This is a genomic window from Candidatus Cardinium sp. cBcalN2, from assembly GCF_022810445.1.
Classification (GTDB): Bacteria; Bacteroidota; Bacteroidia; order Cytophagales; family Amoebophilaceae; genus Cardinium.
The window spans coordinates 1-6,511 of sequence record NZ_JAACGD010000115.1 but is presented as its reverse complement, the minus strand read 5'-3'; the positions used below and the strand labels follow the sequence as shown (position 1 = coordinate 6,511).

Annotated in this window: 6 protein-coding genes; 5 read left to right on the top strand and 1 reads right to left on the bottom strand. The window is 34.2% G+C overall.

Annotated elements, in window-relative coordinates:
* Nucleotides 1–260: 260 nt before the first annotated feature.
* The 5 genes from MUW74_RS03500 to MUW74_RS03480 all read left to right on the top strand — a co-directional run bounded on the left by MUW74_RS03500 (nucleotide 261) and on the right by MUW74_RS03480 (nucleotide 5,866).
* Nucleotides 261–512 carry a hypothetical protein gene (locus tag MUW74_RS03500; protein WP_243518405.1) on the top strand — a complete coding sequence of 84 codons (252 nt, stop codon included), beginning with the start codon at nucleotides 261–263 and terminating at the stop codon, nucleotides 510–512.
* Entirely contained in the window at nucleotides 499–1,584 is a 1,086-nt protein-coding gene (locus MUW74_RS03495) for a sodium:solute symporter (RefSeq protein WP_243553071.1), read from the top strand. Before MUW74_RS03500 ends, MUW74_RS03495 begins: the two co-directional genes overlap by 14 nt.
* Nucleotides 1,585–1,658: 74 nt before the next feature.
* Entirely contained in the window at nucleotides 1,659–2,525 is an 867-nt protein-coding gene (locus MUW74_RS03490; RefSeq protein ID WP_243553070.1) for a hypothetical protein, read from the top strand.
* Complete coding sequence (locus MUW74_RS03485) at nucleotides 2,506–4,086, top strand: HD domain-containing protein (RefSeq protein ID WP_243518951.1); 1,581 nt, start codon at nucleotides 2,506–2,508, stop codon at nucleotides 4,084–4,086. Before MUW74_RS03490 ends, MUW74_RS03485 begins: the two co-directional genes overlap by 20 nt.
* Before the next feature lie 232 nt (nucleotides 4,087–4,318).
* Nucleotides 4,319–5,866 (top strand): AAA family ATPase, encoded by a 1,548-nt coding sequence (locus tag MUW74_RS03480; protein WP_243518948.1) that lies wholly within the window; start codon nucleotides 4,319–4,321, stop codon nucleotides 5,864–5,866.
* A gap of 278 nt (nucleotides 5,867–6,144) precedes the next feature.
* On the opposite strand, the gene MUW74_RS03475 is transcribed toward MUW74_RS03480, so the two are convergent.
* Nucleotides 6,145–6,330, bottom strand: coding sequence for a hypothetical protein (locus MUW74_RS03475; RefSeq protein WP_243518945.1), 186 nt, complete (start codon nucleotides 6,328–6,330; stop codon nucleotides 6,145–6,147).
* Nucleotides 6,331–6,511: the final 181 nt, after the last annotated feature.

Genomic DNA, 6,511 nt, shown 5'->3' with positions numbered 1-6,511 from the left:
AAGGGCTTATAGTTTATCCAACTAGCTTTAGACTAATTTTTTAATAAAAATACTATTTAATCATTTATTCACCACCCCCTCCTATTTTATAATAGTCTTATAATCAGTTTAAAAAAATAAAATAAGTAGTTTCTTTCTTAAGCATATATATACATATATACATATGTATGTATATATATAAATATTTTTTATATTCGTTTTAAGTAAGGGATAGATTCCAAACTAATATTAGATGCCATTTCATAAAAACCTAATACAAAATGAAAAAACAAGAGGATCAACGTAATGCAACTGATACGGATAAAAGCATTGAGACACGAAAAATACCAGCAGTGTTACCAACCAATATGATAGAGGAAATTCAAGATTATTGTTATTGGGAAAATATGACTCATGATGAATTCTTTTATCAAGCTGTATACATTTTCCTTGAAAATAAGGAAGGTATAAACCAAACGAGAGAAAACATAGAACCAAAAAATATAGATTCATCTCATTATGATATCTCTTAATATACCCCTTTTAATGGTAGTGGCATTTTTGTTATTGACATTAGCCGTGGGATTTTATTTTAGTAGAAAAACAACCACCTTCCGAGAATATGCGGTAGGGAATAAACAGTTTGCTACAGCTACGTTAGTAGCTACAATGTTGGCTACTAATTTTGGTGGAGGAGGGTTGGTCCGTGAGGTAGAAAAAATCCATGATATCGGCCTTTATTGGATAATATTTCTAATTTTCGATAGCAGTTTTTGCATTTGGATTATTAGTCGATTAGCAGTACGTATGAGACCATTTATGAAACACCTCTCTATGGCAGAGACCATAGGATATGTATATGGTACGTATCCAAGGATTATTACTGCTATATCCAATATTTGCCGATCTATTGTTAGTCTTTCCATCCAAATTGTTGTAATATCTAAAACAATTACTATTTGTGTAGGACCAGTTGACTCCGGAGAAATTACAATCCTGGCTACCTTAATTCTTATTGCTTATTCTGCTTTTGGGGGTATTCGTTCGGTTACCTTTACAGATGTATTGCAGTTTTTAACCTTTTCCATGATTATTCCTCTTTTAGCTTGGTTTATTTTTATAAAAACAGAGATCCCCATATCAGAAGTTATTTCTTTTTTACAAAGGCAGGAAAAATTTCAGTTTAGAACTGTATTGCATCTTGATACTAAGCTAGCAGCTATAGTTTCGCTAGTTTTATCTGGCATAGTGTACTATATAAAACCTACAACTATCCAGAGATTGTATATGGCTTTAGACCCACTTCAAGCCCAAAAAGTTTTCTCATATGGTAGTATTTTTAGTGTTCTTATAGAAGGTTGTATTATCCTAGTGGGTTTGTTCATTTTTGTTGGAACACCTGATTTACCAAAAGAAAAGATTTGGCCCTATATAATGCACAATATCCCCTCTACTTTTAAAGGATTTTTTTCCATTAGTTTGCTGGCCATGTCTATGTCTACAGCTGACTCGTACTTAAATTCTTGTGCTGTTATGGTTAGTCACGATATTGTGGGAAGTGTCCGAGGGATAAAAAAACTCCCTATATCTATCAAATACGGGTAGCTAGGCTGACTACTATAGTAATTGGCCTGTGTGCTATGTGTGTAGCTTTTTGGTGTAAGGATTTATTAAAATTAATGTTTCTAGCTATTGACTTTTCAATACCCGTAGTAACTGCTCCCTTTATATTATCGGTTTTTGGTTTCCGAGGCACTTCTCGTACAGCCTTAATTGGTATGGCCACAGGCACACTAGCTATTTTAGTTTGGAGCAAATGGGTTGAACCAATTGATTCAGAGATAGGTATAGATGGTGCTTTTCCTTGCATGTTAGCCAATGGGTTAGCCATGATGGCAGCCCATTATCTTCTAAAACAGCCAAAAGATACAGGTTGGATTAAGCCAGATAGCATGTTTACACAGATTCAACAAGAAAATGCCCGTAAGCGCGCGGAACGAAGAGAAACAATTAAAAATGCTTGGGCAAATAGAAAAGCTATATTGGCTAATCTGGTACCCAGCCATACTACGATTGTATATATAGGATGCTATACTACTGTCACTAGTTTGTTAGCTTATTTTATAGAGCATATTACGCATCATGGTTCTTGGCTTATACTTCAACTCTTTGTATCTACTTGTTATTTAGGTTATCCATTTATTTATGATATCTCGAAAAAGATAAGATCCATTCCAGCTTGGTGTATTGGCCTATGTTGGCTAATAGGATTAACACTTTATCTGCCTTTAAATTTACTTTGTAATTGGTGGAATGCAGTAAACTCTATCTTTACCGCGTCATTATATTTGGCCCATTGTGCCGTAATCTTATGGGTATTGCCACTCTATCTAGGTATAGCAGGTTTAGCCGTTACTTTATTAGTGGCCATTTATCCGATTTCTACTGGGTTACTCTATCCAGTATTATACTCCTTATTTCCAATATTTATATTGATTCTGTTGCTATTTACCTATTATTATTTGCTTGAAAGTCAAGCTAGGTAATTGTATTAAGCAAGTGCTCTATCTGAAAGATCAAGAGGGGATTAGAGAATCCCAGCAACTCAAAGCATCCCTCTATGACGCAGCTCTACTTCCTTCTAATGGTGCTGCTCTCTCTAAAGGGTATGGTTTTACTTTAAACCAAGTAGTGCGTAAAGTTGAAGAATCCATCTCCTTTTTAGACAACCATACTCCTCTTTTTAAGGAAGATATTCAAAGTATTATTAATAAATTTTATGACTGGATCATCTACTTTAACAGAAGAGAAAAAGCTAAGGATCACGCACTACTACAACCTGATAAAATTACTTTAGACAAGCTAATACGTAAGGTAGAGATTGCTTTATCCCAAGAAGTAGCTGCTCCACCTAGACTGCTGATAGAAACTATAAACTTGTCTAATGGAGAACCATGCCCTGACATGGTATGCGATATCCATCAAGTAGTCTATTCATTGGTTAAGTCTATTTTACGAATTGGTAAGCTAGAGGGCCCAAATGTACCTATTGTTAGAATACAATTGTATGCTACTTCTTTACAATTTAAGCGAGCTGATCCTATTGATAGCAGCCATGCTCCCTTTATAGATTTTCAAGCTACTGCTTTAGTCATTAGCCAGGCTACTATTGATTCTGATGCACTTCCTAAAGTAAAGGAGGTTTACAATGATACAATAGATACTACGGACGCTCAAGGCAAGAAAAAAATACTACCATCCATAGATCTTGAGCAAGACACCATATCCACTATAGTGAGTGCCCATTATGGCTATTTGGAAGTTTCTATTGACAGTCAGCACCCTACTATGTTGCTGGTATTTCCTAGCGATGTCACGGATATTCTAAACAATATGACTGTCGAACTGCCTCTAGATTGTTTAACCTCAGAAGGGCTTATCACTCCTAAAGAGGAAGCTAGTTCTATGATGGCATTAATGAAGTTCCATGACCATATCTGCAAATCATTTTGTAAAGCTGATCCTATTGATGTAAAAATCATTTCAGGTTTACTTCTACTGTTAAGGCAACATTTTGGATTCAAAAGGCATGCCTGTGGTCAATTGTTTTATGTGCGTGCGGTAGGGATTACTGAATTAGTAGTAGAATGGGTTTTTCACTCTCCTAAAGTGATTTATGCTTCTTTGCTTTATGAATTGGTTCGCTATACTTGTTTACCTATTTCTTACATTAAAGAACATTATAATTTAGGTGTCTATTCCTTTGTGTTAAATGTAGTAGGTATAGATAAACGCCAAGATTTAGATCACCCTTCTTTGCTGTATGTGCAGAATCGATTGAAAGAGGCGATTAGAGAGGATCACGTACAACTTTCGGTTCTCTTTATTAAACTAGCCGAACGACTCTATGACCTACGTCACGCAGCAGGATATACTCATCTACAAGAAGTAACACATATAGTCAAAGAAACGCTGGCCATAGATGTTAGGTTAGCAAACGAATATTTGGGCCCAGAGATAGGATCGTTATTAGAAAAAGCCGCTAAACAAGCGCTAAAGGCTTGTAAAGGTAAAGAAAATAGTAAAAGAAAAGATAAAGATAGCTAATATATTCTTTGTCAAAATTTGCTTAAATTTTCCACCTGTTCAACCAAGAGTGAAAACTTAAGCAGTCATTTTTTTAAAGGCTATGCTAAAAATATGAAATCATTATATGATTCCGCCAATTTCGCTAATTTGAAGTTGTTTACTGTATTAATTTGGTGAAAAATTTGATCTTCAAATTTAAAGCTCAACTTTTACCTCTAATCTCCCACGACGTTATTAAGTAATTAACTGAATGACTCAGACCAATATAGAACTCAATGAGCAGTTTATTAAAGCACTTGACCTTATGGAGTCAGGCGAAAAGAATGTTTTTATTACTGGTAAAGCAGGTACAGGGAAATCAACCTTATTAAAGCATTTTAGAGAAAATATTCAAAAGAAAATAGCCGTCCTTGCCCCTACAGGTACTGCTGCAGTAAATATCAAAGGTCAAACGCTTCATTCATTTTTTGGATTAAAGCCTGGTGTAACCCTTGAAGCAATCAAAACTATTAAAGAAAATAAGAACAAAGAGAATATTTATAAAAAGCTAGATGCGATCATCATTGATGAGATTTCAATGGTTAGGGCTGATTTACTCGATTGTATCGATAAATTTCTTCGCCTGAATGGTAAAAATGAAAATAAGCCATTTGGAGGCGTGCAAGTAATATGTATCGGTGACTTATATCAATTGCCACCTGTAGTACCCAGTAAGGAAAAGCAAATATTTCAATCACACTATCCTACTCCCTATTTCTTTAGTGCATATTGTTTTAAATCATTAAATCTTGAGTTTATAGAACTGGATAAAATATACCGGCAAAGGGATACCACATTTATCGAGCTCTTAAACCATATTCGTAATAACTCTATAACTGACAGTGAAATAGGAATAATTAATGAAAGATATGATGCTGTTTTTGAGCCTGATTTAGATGATTTTTATATTTATTTAACCACTACTAATGCAAGTGCGCAAGCGATTAACGCCCAAAGGTTAAAAGGTATAAAAAGTAAAGAATTTACCTTTGATGGGACCATAGAAGGAGATTTTCCTAAAGAGCAACTACCTACACTTGTGGAACTAAAGTTAAAACTTGGTGCGCAAATCATGATGCTCAATAATGAATCCAATGGCAAATTTATTAACGGTACTATTGGGAAAATAATAGCTATTGATAGAGATAGTGCTGTTCCCAAATTAGTCATTTTACTTGAAACAGGTAAGAAAGTTACTATAGGGCCTTATACTTGGGAATCATATAAATTTTATTTAGAAGACAATCAATTAAAATCAACTATTACGGGTGCTTTTACCCAATATCCAGTAATGCTGGCATGGGCTATTACTATCCATAAAAGTCAAGGTAAAACCTTTGAGAAAGTAGTATTAGATATAGGAAAAGGGACATTTGCGCATGGTCAAATCTATGTTGCCCTGAGCAGATGTACCAGTTTAGAAGGCTTAGTACTAAAGCAACCAATTGCTAAAAAGCATGTTTGGATGGATTTTAATGTTGTCAAATTTGTAACTAATTATCAGTATCAAAAACCCGACCTTTTATGTTCTTTAGAAGATAAGATTACAATCTTACAAAGAGCTATTGAGGATAAATCTACTATCAATATTACTTATTTAAAAACAAAAGATGAAAAGTCGCAAAGATGCATTCAGCCTATTCGTGTAGGAGAAATGGAATACCTGAACAAGCCTTACATCGGTGTAGAGGCTTTTTGCTTAAAACGACAAGAATATAGAGTATTTAGGGTAGACAGAATATTGGCGATTAACCAATAATAATCGGAATGGCTATAGGTATATCGGTTGGTGTCGAACCTGAAATATTAGGGAACCGCAGCCATAAATCAGCAAAGCTGGATCATATTTGTTAGCGTAACTGTCTTAATAATGATGTCTTGAGGCCGTTGCAATAGAAAATCGCAAAGAATATTTTGGACATTTTTGAATGCCTTTTCAGTAAAATATTGTCTTTTATAGGACATAAAACAACAATTCTATAACCGTTTTCTTGTTTTTAGAAGACTTTAATTTTCTATTGCAACGGCCTCATTACCTCAATAGCCAATATTTGCTTCTGCATTGTTGCGATTGCTATCCAAATCAATGTAATGGCCTTTGCCATGAATTTCTGTATAGAGGGAATTAACCGAGAAATTATTACTTTTTTGGCAGTGTTGATCCTTATCCTCTATGTTACGGTTGGAGGTATTCGTATCATTACCTTTATGGATACTGTACACGTCAATTCGGGATTAGTTTAAATTTTTAATTTGATAATGAGTATTAAAATAATTTAATAGATTATAGAATAAAAAAGCTCCTTTGTATTTTTAAATTTGGGGATAAAATATAGAAATCAATTTTCCACCAAATTAACAAAGGAGCCAATTATGAATGTAGCAAAATTAGTCGAAATATATT

Excerpts from the sequence above, each read along its gene's own strand:
- MUW74_RS03500 (WP_243518405.1), top strand. The coding sequence starts at position 261 with ATGAAAAAACAAGAGGATCAACGTAATGCAACTGATACGGATAAAAGC.
- MUW74_RS03495 (WP_243553071.1), top strand. The coding sequence starts at position 499 with ATGATATCTCTTAATATACCCCTTTTAATGGTAGTGGCATTTTTGTTA.
- MUW74_RS03490 (WP_243553070.1), top strand. The coding sequence starts at position 1,659 with ATGTTTCTAGCTATTGACTTTTCAATACCCGTAGTAACTGCTCCCTTT.
- MUW74_RS03480 (WP_243518948.1), top strand. The coding sequence starts at position 4,319 with ATGACTCAGACCAATATAGAACTCAATGAGCAGTTTATTAAAGCACTT.